This window comes from Paenibacillus sp. MMO-58, from assembly GCF_037146255.1.
GTDB lineage: Bacteria > Bacillota > Bacilli > Paenibacillales > Paenibacillaceae > Pristimantibacillus.
Window position 1 is genome coordinate 880,429 of record NZ_JBBCVY010000001.1, and the last position, 17,861, is coordinate 898,289.

Genomic DNA, 17,861 nt, shown 5'->3' on the forward strand with positions numbered 1-17,861 from the left:
GGGAGTGCCCGTGTTTACCGGCCTGATTGAGGAAGTTGGCACTTTAAGACGGGTTAAGAAGCAAGGCGAAGCGATGGTTCTGACGGTAGAAGCTTCAAAGGTGACGGAAGGCGTTGCCCTTGGCGACAGCATTTCCGTAAACGGCGTGTGTTTAACCGTCATAGCTTTCGACCGGACATCGTTTGATGCGGACGTGATGCCGGAGACCTACCGGAAATCCAATCTGCATCAGCTCCGGCCGGGCCAGGACGTGAATCTGGAGAGGGCGATGATGGCCGGGGGCCGGTTCGGCGGTCATATCGTGCAGGGGCATGTCGACGGAGTCGGCATGATCACCGGCCGGGAGACGGATGCGAATGCGGTTGTGTTCGCCATACGGCTGTCTGACGACGAAATGATGCGGTATGTCATTCCGAAGGGCTCTATTACGATAGATGGAATCAGTCTAACGGTGGTCGGCACCAACGCCACTGGCTTCTCGGTATCGGTGATCCCGCATACGTTGGGGGAAACCGCGCTGATGAACAAGAAAGCCGGCGATTCGGTCAATATCGAATGCGATGTCATCGGCAAATACGTCGATCATCTGCTTCATTACAAACCAGCCGGCAGACCGGGTTCTTCCGGGCGGAGCGAATCAAAGCTTAGCGCAGCTTTTTTAAGCGAGAATGGTTTTCTGTAAATACGAGGGTAATAACCGGATAGCAGGGAGGGAAATTGATGAATAGGCAAGAGCTGGAACAACAAGAAAATGTGTTTGACTTGATGGAAGCCGCGCTGGAGGATTTGAAGGCCGGCAAGCCGATTATCGTAGTGGACGATGAGGACCGCGAGAATGAGGGAGATTTGATTGCCCTGGCGGAGACCGCGTCACCAGAAGTTATTAATTTCATGATTACGGAAGCACGCGGCTTGGTCTGTGTCCCTATCACGCGGGAGCGTGCAGAGCAGCTTGATCTGCCGCCGATGGTTCAGCATAATACGGACTATCACGGCACGGCTTTTACGGTATCCGTGGACCACGTATCCACCACGACGGGCATCTCGGCTTACGAGCGCTCGCAAACGGTCAAAGCATTGATTGACCCGGCAACGAAAGCAACGGATTTCCGCAAGCCGGGACATATTTTCCCGCTTGTTGCGAAGGATGGCGGCGTCATTCGCCGCGCGGGCCATACGGAAGCCGGAATCGATCTTGCCCGTATGTGCGGCTCGGAGCCTGCGGCAGTCATTTGCGAGATTATTAAAGAGGACGGGACAATGGCTCGCCTTCCGGATCTGATTGCTTTCAAAGAGAAGCATAACCTGAAGCTGATTACCATCCAAGGAATGATTGCTTACCGCAACGCCATGGAAAAGCTTGTCGACCGCATCGTAGAGGTTGACATGCCAACGGACTTCGGGGATTTTCGGGCGATTGCCTTCTCTAACCAGGCAGACGGCAAAGAGCATATCGCGTTTGTCAAAGGCCGGATTGCTTCTGATAAGCCGGTGCTTGTCCGCGTTCATTCGGAATGCCTGACGGGGGATGTTTTCCATTCGCACCGCTGCCAATGCGGTCCGCAGCTTCAGTCGGCGCTGGAACAAATCAATGAGGAAGGCAGCGGCATTCTTCTTTATATGCGCCAGGATAGCCAAGGACTCGTAAACAAGCTTAAGAATTATGCCCAGCTTGATCAAGGCGCGGACAAAGAAGAGGTTAAGCCTAAGATGGATCTTCGCGATTACGGCGTAGGTGCTCAAATTTTGCGTGATCTGGGTGTCCGCCAAATGCGGCTGCTCACGAATAACCCGCGCAAGATCAGAGGCCTGGAGGGCCACGGAATCGAGATCGTGGAACGGGTACCGATTGAAATCCGCGAAGGCGGCAGGAAGTAAAGCAAGCCAAAATAATAGACTTAATAACCAGGAGGGCTTATCATGCCAAACGTATTTGAAGCAAGCGTAGTATCGGAAGGACTTCGATTTGGGGTAGTTGTAGGACGTTTTAACGAGTTTATTTCGGGTAAGCTGCTCAGCGGTGCGCTTGACGGCTTCAAGCGCCATGGCGCGCAAGACAACGATGTGGATATCGCGTGGGTGCCGGGCGCATTCGAAATTCCCCTTATCGCGCAAAAAATGGCGGAAAGCGGAAAGTACGATGCCGTTATTACGCTTGGCGCCGTTATCCGGGGGTCAACTCCGCATTTTGATTACGTGTGCAATGAAGCTGCGAAAGGCGTTGCCGCGATCGCTCTGAAAACAGGCGTGCCAACGATTTTTGGCGTTTTGACGGTGGATTCGATCGAGCAAGCCATTGAGCGTGCGGGCACAAAAGCGGGAAATAAAGGCTATGAAGCGGCAGTTTCTGCAATAGAGATGGCAAATTTGTCGAAATTACTGCATAATTAGAGTAATAGCTCAAATTATGCTGCGTTACTTGTTATAGGACGTCAGCCATTTGCGCATGGCAGGGGGATCGTAAGAAGTGACGATGCACTACAAGTTGGAATCCTTTGAAGGACCGCTCGATTTGCTGCTTCATCTTATCGATAAGTCAGAAATCGACATCCACGAGGTTTCGATTAGTGAAATAACGGATCAATACATGGATTACTTGAATGCGATGAAGGAATTGGAGCTTGATCTGACAAGCGAGTTCCTTGTTATGGCGGCAACGCTGCTGGCCATCAAGAGCAATCAGCTGCTGCCCAAGCCTCCCGTATTCGAGGACTTCTATGAAGAGTGGCCGGATGACGGCCTTGATCCGAGGGACGAGCTTATTCAGAAGCTGGTCGAATATCGTAAATTCAAGCAAATTGCAGAGCAGCTTCGGGAGAAGGAACTGGAGCGCAGCCTTATTTATTCCCGCGAGCCGGATGATATGACGCCGTATATGAAAGAAGAGATCGTCAATCCGCTCGAGGGCTTGCATATTTCCGATCTGATTGCCGCATTCCAGCGGGCGCTGCGCAGAGCGGCGCGTCGCAACATCGTGGCAACCGTGCAGAGGGATGAAATCTCGGTTAAGGACCGGATTAAGGACATTGTTGAGGTCCTGAAGCAGTTCGAGACCGTACGGTTCTCCCGTCTGATCCGCGAGAATATGAACAAGCATGAGGTTGTTGTGACGTTCCTTGCTATTCTGGAGCTGATGAAGATGAAACATATTCGCTGCTTCCAGCATCAGCTGTTTGATGACATCGTCATTCATTGGAGAGGAGAAGCGGCGGACAATGGATTATCCGAAGTTGAAATCGATTATTGAAGGCCTGTTATTCATGGCAGGCGACGAAGGACTAAACAAACGTCAGTTAGCCGATATTTTGCAGCTTGAAGCTGATCTGGCAGCGGATCTTGTGTATGACCTTCACAGGGATCTGGCTCGCGAGCAGCGCGGGGTGCAGGTAACGGAGGTAGCCGGGGCGTACCGGATGACAACGAATCCGGACCATGCCATCTACTTTGAACGCATGGCGTATACGCCAACGCGTTCCCAGCTGTCGCAGGCTGCGCTTGAGACCTTATCCATTGTGGCTTACCGCCAGCCGATTACCCGTATCGACATTGAGGAGATCCGGGGCGTCAAGAGCGACCGGGCGATTCAATCGCTTGTATCCAAGGACTTAATTGAGGAAGTCGGACGGGCCGAGGCAATCGGCAGGCCGATTTTATACGGAACCACGAAATCATTCCTGGATTATTTTGGATTACCGAATATTAAAGCCCTGCCGGAGCCTAAACAAGTCGATATCGAAGAGGCGCTCGAGGAACAGACGCAAATGCTGTTCGAGCGTTTGGGCGAACGCCAAACAACGATTGACGAGTTTATTCCGGTACATGACGACAAGGAATAATCGGATTGTCAGGTTTTTCTAAAGAATGGTCGAAATGTTGAACAATTGGTCCGTTATTTCCCGCTGAAGCGGGATAACGGACTTTTTTACTTTTTTATCTAGTGACAATCGAGCTGAAAGTTGGTTATAATGGCGGTTGTTCTTTTTATTAAGGAAAGGATGAACCTGTTTGATCAGGGGATTCTAGCAGTAATGGCATACGATGGATAGCAGGAGGTAATACCACTGATTGAGCTTCTGGACATAAGAAAAACTTACGGAAATAGCGTGGAAGCTGTTAAAAATATAAGCCTGACCATTAATAAAGGTGAAATATTCGGCATTATCGGACATTCCGGGGCAGGCAAAAGTACCTTGCTCCGTTGCGTGAACTTGCTGGAGCGCCCGACGTCTGGGACGGTGAAGGTAGGCGAAGTGGAGCTGACCCGGCTGTCGTCCACGCAGCTGCAGAAGGAACGCCGCAGAATCGGAATGATTTTTCAGCACTTTAATCTCTTGTCGATGGCGACTGTGCGCGATAATATCGCATTCCCGCTTGAGCTTGCGAAGCTGCCAAGGGCTGCCGTCAAACAACGGGTAGACGAGCTGCTTAAGCTTGTCGGGCTGGAGCAGCATGCGGATAAATATCCGGCGCAGCTCTCGGGCGGTCAGAAGCAGCGCGTGGGGATCGCCCGAGCGCTGGCGAACAACCCGGATGTGCTGCTGTGCGACGAGGCTACCTCGGCGCTTGATCCGCAGACGACAAACGCGATTCTATCGCTTCTGATGGACATTAATCAAAAGCTGGGCATCACGATTCTGCTCATTACGCACGAGATGCATGTCATCCGCGCGATCTGTGACCGCGTTGCCGTTATTGACGGCGGCGAGATCGTCGAGATGGGGGATGTCCTCGATGTCTTCCTGAAGCCGCAGCATTCGATTACGAAGGATTTCGTCAGCCAGATTGCAGACTCTTTCGATCCGCGCGAGCTTATTAACACGAGGAGCGGCCGTCTTATCAAAATCAATTACGTTGGCGAGATTACGTACGAGCCGCTGCTGTTTAACGCAGTCAAATCTACTTCCGTTCAATTTACGATCCTGCAAGGAACCGTCTCCCGCATGAAGAATACGCCTTACGGTCAGCTTGTCATCGAGTTTATCGGCGATAACGGGGAAATTGACAAGGTGCTTGACGAGCTTCGGGCGAAAGGGCTGGAAGTAGGTGATTTGAAATGATGCTGAAGCAAAAAATTGACTGGAGCCAGGTGCGCTGGGAAGATATTTGGCCGGCAACCAAAGACACCTTGACGATGATTGGAGCTTCGCTGTTATTTACCGTCGTTCTCGGTTTGTTAATCGGGATTATACTTTTCCTGACCTCACGAAAGCAGGTATTGGAACAACCTGTCGTGTACGGTTTATTATCGTTTGTTGTCAATATCCTGCGATCGGTACCGTTTGTCATTCTAATGATACTGATCATGCCAATGACAAAGCTGCTGACCGGTACGACGCTAGGCGTACAGGGCACGATTCCGCCGCTTGTCGTTGCGGCTGCGCCGTTTTTCGCCAGATTGGTGGAAACATCTCTCCGCGAGGTGGACAAGGGCGTTATCGAGGCAGCGCAGGCGATGGGCGCTTCCAGATGGGACATCGTTAGACGCGTCCTTCTTCTTGAAGCAAGACCGGGCTTGCTGGCGGGAATCACGATTACGGCGGTTACGCTTGTGTCTTATACGGCTATGGCCGGCGTTATTGGCGGCGGCGGTCTCGGTGACCTTGCCCTGCGCTACGGTTATCAGAGATTCCAGCTGAGCGTTATGATCGTAACGGTAGCCATGCTCATTATTTTGGTTCAACTCCTGCAGATGGTTGGCGACCATTTGGTTCGCCGGTTTAGCCGGAAGTAAGGTGGACATCATAGAAGCAACATACAGAAGATGGAGGAAAAGGAAATGAAGAAATTTGGTTTTATCCTGCTTGCCCTTTCGCTTGTCATTGCGTTATCCGCATGCGGTTCTAAGAAGGAAGAGAACAACACAAACAACACTTCTGCCGGCAATGGCGGCAATGAAGTAAAAGAAGTAACCTTGAAAGTTGGCGCAACTCCGGTGCCGCACGCGGAAATTCTTAATTTCATCAAACCTGCCTTGAAGGAACAAGGCATTAATCTTGAGGTTGTGGAATTCAACGACTACATTCAGCCGAATACGCAATTGTACGAGAAAGAACTGGACGCAAACTTCTTCCAGCACACGCCGTACCTTGACCAATTCAACAAAGACAAGGGCTACGACCTTGTAAGCGTTGCGGGCGTTCACATTGAGCCAATGGGCGCTTATTCCAAAAAAATCAAAAGCGCGGATGAACTGAAAGACGGCGCTAAAGTGGTTATCCCAAACGATCCGACAAACGGAGGCCGCGCGCTTCAGCTGCTTGCCGCCAATAATGTCATCAAGCTGAAAGACGGCGTAGGCGTATCCGCAACCGTGCATGACATTACCGAAAATCCGAAAAACCTTAAAATTACCGAAGTCGAAGCTGCTACTCTTCCGCGCGTTTTGGGCGAAGTCGATCTTGCTCTGATCAATTCCAACTTTGCGCTCGAAGCGGATCTTGTTCCTACAAAGGATGCCATCTTCATCGAAGGCAGCGATTCGCCTTACGTGAATATTCTGGTTGCCCGTCCGGACAACAAAGATTCCGATGCCATGAAAAAACTGGCTGCGGCTCTGCAATCCCCCGATGTGAAGAAATTTATTGAAGACAAATACGCGGGCGCTATTGTTCCTGCGTTTAAATAATCGTTACGTTACAAACCGTACAGATTAATCTGTACGGTTATTTTTTGTCTATTAATCTAGAAGGTTACCAAACAGAGACCGCCTATTTTTAATTTTTTCGCATATTTACCCTTGGATCCTTGTGTCCTAGGGTTTTTTTGCATGAAATTCGATAGCCGAGCCATACTACAAGTAACCTATTTTTCATAAAGCTGGAGGAAGCATGGAATGATCGGTTATCCGTATATTTGGGTACTCGCGGCCGGTCTCATTATTGTGCTTTTCCTTCTCATTGCCTTGGTGTCGCCGGTTGTGATCCAGGGAGAGATGAGACGCGATGGGGAAAATGACGACATCGAGATCAATTTCAAGGCGCTCTTCGGATTATTGCGCTATAAGCTGAAGATTCGCTCGATTGATTTCAGCGGCAAGGCGCTCCGTCTGCATGAGCATTTAATGGGTACGAGCATCGGCATGAGCAACAAGGACGAGAAGAACGATGAAATTGACACTCACCGCGTAATGGTTGGAATCGAGAAATATAAACGAGCCGCTGCATTGACGTACAACCTCTCTCATTGGGCAAAACAAACGTTAGCGAAGATCAGGCTGGAAGAGTGGAAATGGTCGACTGCCGTAGGCACGGGAGATGCGATGTGGACAGCAATGGCGACGGGTGCGCTATGGTCGGTAAAAACAACGACCTTGGGTGTGTTATCCCAATTCGTGAAGCTGAGGGCCGAGCCGAGCGTGGATGTGCAGCCAGTGTATGCGCAGACCTGCTTCCGAACGGAATGGAATTGTATCGCCAAGATCGGATTGGGCAATGCCATCATGGCAGGCCTGCACCTCCTAGTCCGTCTCAGGAATGCCAAAGAAGGCGTACAGGCTTGGCGAAGCTTGCTGTTTAAAGTTTGAATGCTTAGGGCTAATTAGAGACTAACGTCTTGGTTTCATACATAGTCCGTTACCGGAATGAGCAGAATACCAAAAGTGTAGGCGAGTCCTCATCCTTAACGCACAAACACAAATTAACTTCAGGAGGAGTCACAATGCCAGAACATCCGATTCAAGGCCTCATGCAGACCGCAATGGAAAATATCAAAGAGATGGTCGACGTTAACACGATTGTCGGCGATCCTGTTCAAACGCCGGACGGCAGCATTATTATGCCGATCTCCAAGGTTGGCTTCGGCTTCGTGGCTGGCGGCAGCGATATCCGCTTTGACGGTTCTGCTTCGCATGATCACTCTTCGACGTCATCCGATGGCCATAACCATCATAATGCCGGGGTTGCAGGGCCGTTTGGCGGCGGCAGCGGCGGAGGCGTCTCGATTACCCCGATTGCCTTTCTTGTGGTTGGCACGCATGGCGTGAAGATTGTACCGCTTGATAACCAAACGCATCTGATGGAGCGCATTATCGATTCGGCTCCTGTCGTATTCGATAAAGTGCAGCATATGTTCAGGACATCAGCCAACAAACATGAACATGACTATATCACAGATGGTAACGACACCCTCATCTAGGGAAACTGCCCGCAAGGGCAGTTTTTCGTTTTAGGGCATGTCTTAATTTGCCCCTTCTAAGCATATACTGTACAAGGTGAGGGCTGACGATAGGAAAGGAGCAGCGAAAGACGTGATAGGAAGACAGCTTCGCCGGATAGGAATAGCCTTATGGGCAGCAAGTTTGATTTGGGGGACAAGCTTTACGGCATCCGTGCAAGCGGCGCCAAATCCGTATCGCACAAGCGCAAATGCCTCGGCGTTGGTTGATGTGAAGTCGGGCAGAATTCTATACAGCGAGAATGGAGACCAATCGATGCGAATTGCCAGTCTGACAAAAATCATGACTGCGATTGTTGCGATCGAGCATGGCAAGCTGTCAGATCAAGTGAAGACAAGCAGCAGAGCGGTTGGCAAAGAAGGCTCTTCCATTTATCTGCAGCTGGGTGAGGAAATGACCCTTCTCAATATGCTATACGGTCTTATGCTGCGTTCAGGCAATGATGCGGCAACGGCAATCGCCGAGCATGTAGGAGGCTCGGAGGAAGGTTTTGTCCACCTTATGAACGAGAAAGCCGAAATGCTTGGTTTGACGCATACTCAATTCAAAAACCCGCATGGTCTGGATGTGGACGGACATTACTCATCTGCCAATGACCTTGCCAAGCTGACGGCATACGCGCTCCGTAATCCCGTATTTTCCGAAATCGTGAGCACCAAGGTCAAAAGTGTCCCGAATCCTCATGAGAAGTGGCAATACAGCTGGACGAACAAAAACAAAATGCTGGCGATGTATGAGGGTGCGGATGGCGTTAAAACCGGTTATACCAAAAAAGCGCTTCGCTGTCTGGTAAGCTCGGCGACGCGCAACGGACAGCAGCTCGCTGCCGTTACATTGAATGACCGTGACGACTGGGTGGATCACCGTCAGATGTTGGATTGGGGATTTAAATATTATCCGCTGGTGGAAGTGGCAAGCAAAGGTCAATCGATTGCCGGGTACCCGTTAGCGGTTGGTAATTCCTTTTATTATCCGTTAGCCGAAGAGGAGCGGGGCAGTCTGCAATCCCGGCTGGTCGTTCTCGATATGGCAACGATGAACTATAAGCTTGGGGAACGCGGTGCGCTTGAATGGTATTTAAACGATCAGAAAATCGGATCCATTCCTGTTTACGATATCGGAAGCGCGAGAATGAGCTTGCCCGAACGCAAGCCGATGTCGGATGCCGCATTGCTTCTTGATTACAAAAAAGCTTCCAGAGGGCATGAAAGCTTCATACATTCGATAACTGCTGTTATCGGTGCACTATTTTGAAATATAGGCCATTTACATGGCATGTATTTCGCACGCGAAACGAATGCTGACCATCGGCAGCCGTTTACGCTTGGCTAATCGGGGGAGGTAAGCCAATTATGGTGAACTGGATATGGTTGTTTTTTATTGTAATAAGCGTGGTTGTGGCGGCTGTTAACGGACGGATTGATGCGGTGACGCAGGCGGCATTCGATGGCGCCAAATCCGGGGTAACCATCAGCTTCGGGTTAATCAGCATTATGGTATTTTGGCTGGGGATGATGCGCATTGCGGAGGATGCAGGGGTGCTGAAAAAAATGGCCAAGCTGTTGAGTCCGGTTGTGCGCTGGTTATTTCCGGACGTTCCGGCCAATCATCCGGCGATGGGCTATATAATGAGCAACCTAAGCGCTAATCTGTTCGGATTAGGCAACGCCGCCACACCAATGGGGATTAAAGCGATGCAGGAGCTGCAAAAGCTTAATCCCGACCAAGAGACGGCAACGCCTGCTATGTGTACGCTTCTTGCGTTAAATACGTCCAGCATTACGCTTGTTCCTACTACTTTAATTGCAATCCGGATGAATTACGGTTCGGCTAATCCTGCGGAGATCGTTGGTACGACGCTTGCGGCAACCATTGTTGCGACAGGTGCCGCTATTCTTGCGGACCGATGGTACCGCAGGAGGTCGGGGCCGCCTCCGGCCAATAAATTGACCTCGGGTAAAACATCCGGCAAGGCCTTGCCGGCTCATACCGCAATGGATCCTCCGATTTCGGCCGTCTCCACGGTTAAGGGAGGTGGCGACATTGTTTGAATGGTTTACCCGCGTTTCGGCTTGGCTTATTCCTGCTATTATCGTATTTATTCCTTTATATGCGGCGTTCCGGAAAGTCCCTGTATACGAAACCTTTGTCGAAGGCGCAAAAGACGGCTTTGGCACTGCCATTAACATTATTCCCTCCTTGGTTGGCATGATGGTAGCCATCAGTATGTTCCGCGCGTCAGGCGCCATGGATTTGCTGCTTGGCGCCGTGCGTCCATTGTTTGATTGGCTCAGCATTCCGACGGAAGTATTGCCTCTTGGCATTTTGCGGCCACTTACGGGAGCGGGCTCGCTTGCTTTTACGGCCGATCTTATCGCCACGCATGGACCGGATTCCATGATTGGCCGCATTGCGTCCACCATTCAAGGCAGCACGGATACAACCCTGTACGTGCTGACGGTTTATTTTGGCGCAATTGGCATCCGCAAGACCAAATATGCTTTAAAAGTGGGCTTGTTCTCGGATTTAGTCGGATTTTTGGCCGCAATTGTGATCTGCATGTACATATTCAAGTAGCTCGCGCTTGTGCTTTCCCTCCCATATCGTTATGATGGAGGTTGAGGTGAAAGCATTGGAACGTTTACAGAAAATATTAGCACAAGCGGGAGTCGCATCCCGTCGAAAATGCGAAGAGCTTATTCTTGCCGGTGCCGTTGAGGTGAATGGCGAGAAAGTGACGACTCTCGGAGTAAAAGCGGATCCGGCAACGGATGAAATTACGGTGAACGGCAAGCCGATCCGCAGCGAGAAAAAAATCTATTTGATGCTGAATAAGCCAAAAGGTGTCATCACAAGCGCCAAGGATCCGCAAGGGCGCAAAGTGGTGGCTGATTTTTTGCCCGGCATCAGAGAGCGCGTGTATCCGGTCGGACGTTTGGACTACGATACGGAAGGGCTGCTGCTTCTTACGAATGACGGGGAGTTCGCCAACCTTCTTACGCATCCGAGCCATCACGTGCCCAAGACCTATTACGCAACCGTAAAAGGAGTGCCGCACGGATCGCTGTTGGACCAGCTGAAGAAGGGCGTTATGCTGGAGGATGGCATGACGGCGCCTGCCGAGGTCGAATACCAGGATATTGACGAAGAGAAAAATATGTCGACTATCCGCATTACCATCTACGAAGGACGCAACCGTCAGGTGCGCCGCATGTTTGATGCGATCAAGCATCCGGTTCTGAAGCTGAGACGCGTAAAATTCGGCGAACTTGGACTTCGTACACTAGCCAGAGGACAGTTCAGACACCTTACTCCGGTTGAGGTTAAGGAGCTTAGAGACCAAGCGCGCAAGACACATAAAGTTCATAAAAAGTAAACGGCGGCAGCGGTTATTGCCGCCCATTTTTCGTTATAATGAGTGTATTATTAGCTGACATCAATGGTGAAATGTAGGTGATGGGACGGGAATGGGCAAGTATCGAAAAACGGTGCAAATTGTCATTCTGCTTGCCGTGCTTGTTGTAGGCGGATATGCCATTGGCAATACCCTTTTCGCCGCTAGGGACGAAGGGATCCCGAAGATCGGGGAACAGCCGCCTGAGTTTACGCTGGCCGATTTGCAGGGCAATACGCACAATCTTTCCGATTATAAAGGCAAGGCCGTTGTCATTAACTTCTGGGGGAGCTTCTGCCCGCCTTGCGTGAAGGAAATGCCGGAGTTCGAGCGCCAGTTCGAGAAATGGAAGGACTCGGGTCTCGAGGTGCTTGCGATTAACCTAAGCGAAGATACGCTCACGGTTAACAACTTCGTGCGCAGATTTGACCTGAGTTATCCGATATTGCGCGACGTGAACCGAAAGACGGAGCGGAAATACGGACTGGAATCCTACCCGACAACCTTTTTCGTCAAGCCGGACGGGACCATTCTGGATGTATTTGTAGGCGGGATGAGCGAGCAGGACATCGATTCCCGTGTAGACAAACTGCTGCAGTAAAGCTGACTAGGAGGTTTCACGGTGTTATCGCTACATAACACGAAATGCGAATGCGGGCATCAGAATGCGGTTGGAACGGTCTTATGCGAGAGCTGCGGCAAGCCGCTTATGGAAGACGCAGAGAACGATGCCCCTCTTGAAATGCGTTACGACGGTGTTGCTCGCCGGTCGCAGAAGAGCAATCCGAACCCGATTGATAAAATTTGGAATTTCTTCTCGTCCGTCAAAATCGCCGTTTACTTAATCGTAATCACGCTGGTAACGGCTATGCTGGGTACGATCTACCCGCAGGAAGGGTCCTTCCTGAACAATTTCAAGCCTTCCGTGTATTACGAGGAAACCTACGGGCTGCCCGGCAAGATTTATTATAAGCTAGGCTTGTCTCATACATACGACTCATGGTGGTTTATTACGCTGCTGGTTATGATCGGCACATCGTTAGTTATCTGCAGTCTCGACCGCGTGCTGCCGCTGTATAGAGCGCTCAGCAAGCAGCAAATCCGCAAGCATCTGCGTTTCATTACCAGACAAAAGGCGGTTTACAACGGTCAGGTTGAAGGTGACGCTGAAGAATGGGTCAAGCAGTTCTCCGCGCATCTGAAGAAAAAACATTACAAGATACATACGGATGGTACGGCCATGCTTGCCGAGAAGAACCGTTTTAGCCGCTGGGGTCCTTATATCAATCACATCGGTCTGATCCTGTTCTTGCTGGCTATCCTTGCCCGAAGTCTTCCAGGCTGGCAAATGGACAGCTATGTGAGTATTCCTGATGGGGATACCGTACAGATCGAGGGGACGAACTACTTCGTGAAGAACGAGAAGTTCACCGTCGAGTATTACACGGATGACGAGCTTCCGCCTGAGCTTAAAGGTACGGTCCGAGCAAAGCGTTACGAGACAAAGGCTGTATTATACAAGTGCACCGACAACTGCGGAGACAACGCAACGGGTGAGCCTGTACTGAAGCAAGTGAAGGAACAGGAGATTCGGGTAAACCATCCTCTTAAATACGACGGAATCAAGCTGTATCAATTCGATTACGACGTAACGCCTAAGCTGAAGAGCGTAAGTCCTGTTCTTATAAATAAGGAAACGGGAGATTCTTACGGGCCGTTTGAGCTTCCGATGAAGGATGCGCCGCTGGATTACACGCTTGGGCCGTACAAAATGAAGCTGGCCGCCAATTACATGGAATTCGGCATCGGTGAAGACGGGGAACCCGTTACGCTTAGCCGGGATCCGAATGCGCCTGCTTTTATCTTCTTGATTACGGGTCCCGGCTTGCCTGAGAAAGGCCAGCCTTATATCTATTTCCCGATGCAAAAGGATAAAGAAAAGTTTGATCAGGACAAGCTTAATGCTTCCATCTCGGACAAACTGGAGATCAAGGTAAACGGCATGGAAAATGTTCATTTCGCCGAAGCCTCCACTTATCTGAACGTCCGCAAGGATAAAGCTTTGACTTATGTCTGGTATGGCGCCGCCATTTCGATGCTTGGCCTGCTGCTTGGCTCTTATTGGCAGCACCGGCGGATTTGGCTGCGTATTGATGACGGCAAGCTGTCGCTTGGCGCGCATACAAATAAAAACTGGTATGGCATGAGAGCAGACGTGGCTTACGCACTCCGGAAATCCGGAATTGACGTAGATCCGAAGTCGCTCGATAACGGAGGGAATAACGCGTGAGTTATGTCGATTTCAGCAGCGATGCCTTTATCGCCGCCTTCTTCCTGTATTGCTTTGCATTCTTGTTCTATGTGGTAACGATTGCAGGGAAAAAATGGAGCAATCGCGATCCTATTAAGCATGAACAACGCTGGTCGCGAATCTCGTTCGTCACCTCGACGCTTGGCCTTATTGCTCATCTGACCTTCTTCTTCACACGCTGGATCGGAAGCGGACAAATCCCGACAAGCAACATGTATGAGTTTATTACCTTCCTTGGCATGGCTATTATGATCGCGTTTACAATCGTCTACGCGATCTACCGCAAGCCGCTGCTCGGAATGTTCGCTTTGCCGCTTGTCGTTCTGGTTGTTGCTTATGCCTCGGTATTCCCGCAGGAAGTGCAGCCGCTTATTCCGGCGTTAAGCTCAATCTGGCTGAAAGTGCACGTAACGACGGCCGCGCTTGGCGAAGCCTTCTTCGCTGTAGGTTTTGCTGCCGGTCTAATGTACTTGCTTCGGGTGGTCGATTTCAAGCAAACCTCGAAGGAAGCTAAACGGGATCAGTTTTGGGTAGAATTCTCTTTATATACGATTGTCCTTGTCATTGGATTCATCGCGATTGTATTTATTTTCAGAGGGGCAGGGTACCAGGCTACCTTTACTCAAGAGAATGTCACTATCGACAGCAAAGGCGTGGATCATTCCTCGACGGATACGGCGGAATATACGCTGCCGCCAATCGTAAAACCTTATAACAGCACGGCAGATCATATGGATTCTTTCCTGGGCATGGACAAGCCGCTGTTCGAGGCACCAAGCTGGATGAAAGGCGTTAACGCCGGACGCAAGCTTAATACGGTTATCTGGTCGGTTATCGCGGGTTCGATTCTGTACGGTCTTATTCGTCTCTTGTTCCGCAAACGGATCGGAGCCGTCATTCATCCGCTTATGGATGATATTGATCCGGATGATCTCGACGAAATCAGCTATCGGGCAATCGCCATCGGCTTCCCGGTCTTTACGTTAGGCGCGCTTATCTTCGCGATGATCTGGGCGAATATCGCCTGGGGCCGCTTCTGGGGTTGGGATCCGAAGGAAGTATGGGCGCTTATCTCCTGGCTGTACTACAGTGCTTATCTGCATTTCCGTTTATCGCGCGGCTGGCAGGGCAAACGTTCTTCTTGGCTCGCGGTTATCGGCTTTGTCGTTATTCTATTCACCCTGGTTGGGGTTAACCTTGTCATCGCTGGTTTACACTCCTACGCAGGCGTATAATAATTCTTATGAAATTGTTTTGAAAGGAGCAACACCGCATGTCCGACTATGCAAGCCGTATTCTTGTGGTAGATGACGAGGAACGGATTCGTCGTTTGCTGAAAATGTATTTGGAGAAGGAAGGCTATTTAATCGATGAAGCGGAAGACGGTGAGTCGGCGCTTCGGCTCGCTACCGTAACCGATTATGCGCTGATTCTGCTCGATGTCATGCTTCCGGGCATTGACGGCGTGGAGGTGTGCTCCCGTTTGCGGCAAGTAAAAGCAACGCCGGTTATTATGCTGACAGCCAAAGGGGAAGAGATGAACCGGGTGCAAGGATTTGAAGTTGGCGCCGACGACTATGTCGTGAAGCCGTTTAGTCCTCGCGAGGTCATCTACCGGGTGAAGGCGATTTTGCGCCGCTCGTCGGCTACGGCCTTTTTGACAAAAGAAGTGAACTCGAGCAACAACATCGTATTTCCTCACCTTGTTATCGAGCATGATGCGCACCGCGTATCGGCCGGCGGACAAGAGGTCAGCTTAACGCCAAAGGAGTACGAGCTGCTTCATTACCTGGCCGTATCGCCTGACAAAGTCTTCTCGCGCGAAGAGCTGCTGAAGGATGTATGGAACTATGAGTTCTTTGGCGATCTTCGGACGGTTGATACTCATGTGAAACGTCTTCGCGAGAAATTGAACAAAGTATCGCCCGATGCGGCTTCGATGATTACAACGGTATGGGGCGTAGGATACAAGCTTGAGGTGCCGAAGTAATGAGGCTGCTGAAGCGCTGGGGGCATTTCGCCCTGCATACGGTGGTCGGGAAGCTGTGGTGGACGATTATGTTTCTCGTCGCCCTTGTCCTTGTTATTCTCGGGACGTTCCTGCTCCAGTATATCGATATTGCCTTTAAAGATTCCCAGCATCAGATTAAAGTGCTGTTTATCGTGGTGGCGATTCTGGGCTTTCTGCTTTCAACCTTTTTTGCGTTCTTCTTGTCTTCGAGGATTCAACAGCCCTTGCTTCAGTTGAAGAGAGCAGCAGATTCCATCGCGGGAGGCAATTATAAGACGCGAGTACAAATCAGGTCTTCGGATGAGATCGGTGACCTGGCTAAAACCTTTAACCATATGACCGAGCAACTAGGTACGCTGATTGATGACTTGAATCATGAGAAAGAGCATCTGTCCAGCATATTGCGGAGTATGGGTGATGCGGTGATTACGTTCGATGCCGATGGGGAAGTCATTCTGACGAACCCGCCTGGTCATATGCTGGTAAGCCGGTGGTCCGATCTGGAGATGGACATCGATTGGGAAGAGGAAGAAGCACCTCCGTTTCACAGCGTGCCCGGGCCTCTGCGCGACACGTTTGAGCGCGTGATGCAATCCGGACGCGACTGTACCAATAAAGTACAGGTTATTAACAACGTATGGTCGGTAGTAATGGCTCCTCTGCAAAATGACGGCGTAGTCCGCGGTGCGGTTGCCGTCATCCGGAATGTAACGGAGGAGCATAAGCTCGAGAAGCTGCGCCGGGATTTTGTCGCGAATGTTTCGCACGAGATCCGAACGCCGCTCTCCATGCTGCAGGGCTACAGCGAAGCGCTGCTCGATGATATCGTTGCTTCGCCGGAAGAGAGAAAAGAGCTCGTCCAGGTTATCTACGATGAGTCCCTTCGGATGGGCAGACTCGTTAACGACTTTCTTGACATGGCACGGATGGAAGCCGGTCACGTTGAGCTTAGCCTGCAGGAATTCGATCTGCGCAATGTCATCCGCCGGGTTCACCGGAAGTTCCAGGTGTATGCGAAGGAACGGGACGTCAGCTTGATTGCCGATCTTCCGGATACGCCGCTTGCCGTACGCGAAGCGGATGAAGACCGGATTGAGCAGGTACTGACGAATCTGATGGATAACGCGCTTCGTCATACGCCAGCCGGCAAATCCATTAAGATTGCCGGCCAGACGGCGACGATCAACAACCTTAAGTTCGTTAAGCTGATTGTAGCGGATGAAGGGCAAGGTATCCCAAGCGAGGATGTGCCTTATATCTTCGAACGGTTCTACAAAGCCGACAAGGCCCGCAAACGCGGTGCATCGGGCGGCACGGGACTTGGACTTGCCATCGTAAAAAACATTATTACGCAGCATAACGGCCGCATTGAGGTCGACAGCGTCCTTGGAAAAGGCACGACATTCACCTTGCTGCTGCCTGTCGAATCCAATCAATAGATGTCAAAACGCTCCCTTCGGGGAGCGTTTTTTTGTTGAATGAGGGGGATTAATCTTGTTGTTCGTGGAACATGGCGTGGTTTTTGTTGTTTCGCGGCGGTGTGCTTGTCGTGCGGGAGGAGGGGCTGGATGGCTCGGGGAACGGGGGTATCGGCCGCTGTTGTCAGTCCATTGCCTTGGATTGGAATTGGGCTGAAGTAGGCAATGGACACGACAAAGGCGGACGCTGCGCTCCGAGAGGAGCGTTCCCCCTCACCCCTCGCGAGCCCCTCGGCCGTGCGCGCTTCGCGCTGGCCGCGAAAAGACAAATGCCACACCATGAAGTGGTGTGGCGGGGAAGAGCGAAGCAAAAGCAAAAGCAACTTCGCTTTTACGGTCGGAAGTACATTTTAGTTTTTTCTTATTCACAGCCAACTCGATGGCCAGTCCAATCACGAAACCGCTAACGAATCCGATCAGCCCCCAGATAAAATGGGATACCCGGTAAATATCATTAGGGGATATCTATCAATGACAGATAGAAGATGGTTTTC

Annotated in this window: 19 protein-coding genes; all 19 read left to right on the plus strand. The window is 50.9% G+C overall.

What is annotated here, in order from left to right; genetic code table 11:
• Window positions 1–10 precede the first annotated feature (10 nt).
• The 19 genes from ribE (at window position 11) to WFJ73_RS04115 (ending at window position 17,328) form a co-directional block, all read left to right on the plus strand.
• Window positions 11–682, plus strand: coding sequence for a riboflavin synthase (gene ribE / locus WFJ73_RS04025; protein WP_336771805.1), 672 nt, complete (start codon window positions 11–13; stop codon window positions 680–682).
• A gap of 38 nt (window positions 683–720) precedes the next feature.
• The gene (gene ribB, locus WFJ73_RS04030; RefSeq protein ID WP_336771806.1) at window positions 721–1,878 is read left to right on the plus strand and encodes a 3,4-dihydroxy-2-butanone-4-phosphate synthase; all 1,158 of its coding nucleotides are present in this window, start codon (window positions 721–723) and stop codon (window positions 1,876–1,878) included.
• 42 nt (window positions 1,879–1,920) lie between these two features.
• Entirely contained in the window at window positions 1,921–2,391 is a 471-nt protein-coding gene (gene ribH, locus WFJ73_RS04035) for a 6,7-dimethyl-8-ribityllumazine synthase (RefSeq protein ID WP_015843951.1), read from the plus strand.
• A gap of 76 nt (window positions 2,392–2,467) precedes the next feature.
• Window positions 2,468–3,247: a segregation and condensation protein A gene (locus WFJ73_RS04040; protein WP_336771807.1), complete on the plus strand. Its 780-nt coding sequence runs from the start codon at window positions 2,468–2,470 to the stop codon at window positions 3,245–3,247.
• A complete protein-coding gene (scpB, locus tag WFJ73_RS04045) occupies window positions 3,216–3,836 on the plus strand; it encodes an SMC-Scp complex subunit ScpB (RefSeq protein WP_336771808.1) in 621 nt (206 codons plus the stop codon). The genes WFJ73_RS04040 and scpB overlap by 32 nt, the downstream gene beginning before the upstream one ends.
• A 225-nt stretch (window positions 3,837–4,061) precedes the next feature.
• The gene (locus WFJ73_RS04050) at window positions 4,062–5,057 is read left to right on the plus strand and encodes a methionine ABC transporter ATP-binding protein (RefSeq protein WP_336772126.1); all 996 of its coding nucleotides are present in this window, start codon (window positions 4,062–4,064) and stop codon (window positions 5,055–5,057) included.
• Window positions 5,054–5,731: a methionine ABC transporter permease gene (locus WFJ73_RS04055; RefSeq protein ID WP_336771809.1), complete on the plus strand. Its 678-nt coding sequence runs from the start codon at window positions 5,054–5,056 to the stop codon at window positions 5,729–5,731. Before WFJ73_RS04050 ends, WFJ73_RS04055 begins: the two co-directional genes overlap by 4 nt.
• A 45-nt stretch (window positions 5,732–5,776) precedes the next feature.
• Window positions 5,777–6,625, plus strand: a complete 849-nt coding sequence (locus WFJ73_RS04060; RefSeq protein WP_336771810.1) for a MetQ/NlpA family ABC transporter substrate-binding protein — start codon at window positions 5,777–5,779, stop codon at window positions 6,623–6,625.
• Window positions 6,626–6,832: 207 nt separating this feature from the next.
• Window positions 6,833–7,522: a DUF2953 domain-containing protein gene (locus WFJ73_RS04065; RefSeq protein WP_336771811.1), complete on the plus strand. Its 690-nt coding sequence runs from the start codon at window positions 6,833–6,835 to the stop codon at window positions 7,520–7,522.
• Between the two features lie 134 nt (window positions 7,523–7,656).
• Window positions 7,657–8,133, plus strand: a complete 477-nt coding sequence (ytfJ, locus tag WFJ73_RS04070; protein ID WP_336771812.1) for a GerW family sporulation protein — start codon at window positions 7,657–7,659, stop codon at window positions 8,131–8,133.
• 166 nt (window positions 8,134–8,299) lie between these two features.
• Complete coding sequence (locus WFJ73_RS04075; RefSeq protein ID WP_442955923.1) at window positions 8,300–9,427, plus strand: D-alanyl-D-alanine carboxypeptidase family protein; 1,128 nt, start codon at window positions 8,300–8,302, stop codon at window positions 9,425–9,427.
• Between the two features lie 98 nt (window positions 9,428–9,525).
• A complete protein-coding gene (locus WFJ73_RS04080; RefSeq protein WP_336771813.1) occupies window positions 9,526–10,224 on the plus strand; it encodes a nucleoside recognition domain-containing protein in 699 nt (232 codons plus the stop codon).
• Window positions 10,217–10,750, plus strand: a complete 534-nt coding sequence (locus WFJ73_RS04085; RefSeq protein WP_336771814.1) for a spore maturation protein — start codon at window positions 10,217–10,219, stop codon at window positions 10,748–10,750. Before WFJ73_RS04080 ends, WFJ73_RS04085 begins: the two co-directional genes overlap by 8 nt.
• A 55-nt stretch (window positions 10,751–10,805) precedes the next feature.
• Window positions 10,806–11,549: a pseudouridine synthase gene (locus WFJ73_RS04090; RefSeq protein WP_336772128.1), complete on the plus strand. Its 744-nt coding sequence runs from the start codon at window positions 10,806–10,808 to the stop codon at window positions 11,547–11,549.
• Window positions 11,550–11,640: 91 nt separating this feature from the next.
• Window positions 11,641–12,168, plus strand: a complete 528-nt coding sequence (locus WFJ73_RS04095) for a redoxin domain-containing protein (RefSeq protein ID WP_127494251.1) — start codon at window positions 11,641–11,643, stop codon at window positions 12,166–12,168.
• 21 nt (window positions 12,169–12,189) lie between these two features.
• Window positions 12,190–13,857: a cytochrome c biogenesis protein ResB gene (gene resB / locus WFJ73_RS04100; RefSeq protein ID WP_336771815.1), complete on the plus strand. Its 1,668-nt coding sequence runs from the start codon at window positions 12,190–12,192 to the stop codon at window positions 13,855–13,857.
• Complete coding sequence (ccsA, locus tag WFJ73_RS04105; RefSeq protein WP_336771816.1) at window positions 13,854–15,113, plus strand: cytochrome c biogenesis protein CcsA; 1,260 nt, start codon at window positions 13,854–13,856, stop codon at window positions 15,111–15,113. The genes resB and ccsA overlap by 4 nt, the downstream gene beginning before the upstream one ends.
• Window positions 15,114–15,151: 38 nt before the next feature.
• Window positions 15,152–15,868, plus strand: a complete 717-nt coding sequence (locus WFJ73_RS04110) for a response regulator transcription factor (protein WP_336771817.1) — start codon at window positions 15,152–15,154, stop codon at window positions 15,866–15,868.
• Complete coding sequence (locus WFJ73_RS04115) at window positions 15,868–17,328, plus strand: HAMP domain-containing sensor histidine kinase (RefSeq protein WP_336771818.1); 1,461 nt, start codon at window positions 15,868–15,870, stop codon at window positions 17,326–17,328. The genes WFJ73_RS04110 and WFJ73_RS04115 overlap by 1 nt, the downstream gene beginning before the upstream one ends.
• Window positions 17,329–17,861 lie beyond the last annotated feature (533 nt).

What these genes read in the sequence shown, in the direction of transcription:
- WFJ73_RS04110 (WP_336771817.1), top strand. Translation starts at nt 15,152, where the DNA reads ATGTCCGACTATGCAAGCCGTATTCTTGTGGTAGATGACGAGGAACGG.
- ytfJ (WP_336771812.1), top strand. Translation starts at nt 7,657, where the DNA reads ATGCCAGAACATCCGATTCAAGGCCTCATGCAGACCGCAATGGAAAAT.
- WFJ73_RS04065 (WP_336771811.1), top strand. Translation starts at nt 6,833, where the DNA reads ATGATCGGTTATCCGTATATTTGGGTACTCGCGGCCGGTCTCATTATT.
- WFJ73_RS04115 (WP_336771818.1), top strand. Translation starts at nt 15,868, where the DNA reads ATGAGGCTGCTGAAGCGCTGGGGGCATTTCGCCCTGCATACGGTGGTC.
- ribH (WP_015843951.1), top strand. Translation starts at nt 1,921, where the DNA reads ATGCCAAACGTATTTGAAGCAAGCGTAGTATCGGAAGGACTTCGATTT.
- WFJ73_RS04080 (WP_336771813.1), top strand. Translation starts at nt 9,526, where the DNA reads ATGGTGAACTGGATATGGTTGTTTTTTATTGTAATAAGCGTGGTTGTG.
- ribB (WP_336771806.1), top strand. Translation starts at nt 721, where the DNA reads ATGAATAGGCAAGAGCTGGAACAACAAGAAAATGTGTTTGACTTGATG.
- WFJ73_RS04055 (WP_336771809.1), top strand. Translation starts at nt 5,054, where the DNA reads ATGATGCTGAAGCAAAAAATTGACTGGAGCCAGGTGCGCTGGGAAGAT.
- WFJ73_RS04060 (WP_336771810.1), top strand. Translation starts at nt 5,777, where the DNA reads ATGAAGAAATTTGGTTTTATCCTGCTTGCCCTTTCGCTTGTCATTGCG.
- scpB (WP_336771808.1), top strand. Translation starts at nt 3,216, where the DNA reads ATGGATTATCCGAAGTTGAAATCGATTATTGAAGGCCTGTTATTCATG.
- WFJ73_RS04095 (WP_127494251.1), top strand. Translation starts at nt 11,641, where the DNA reads ATGGGCAAGTATCGAAAAACGGTGCAAATTGTCATTCTGCTTGCCGTG.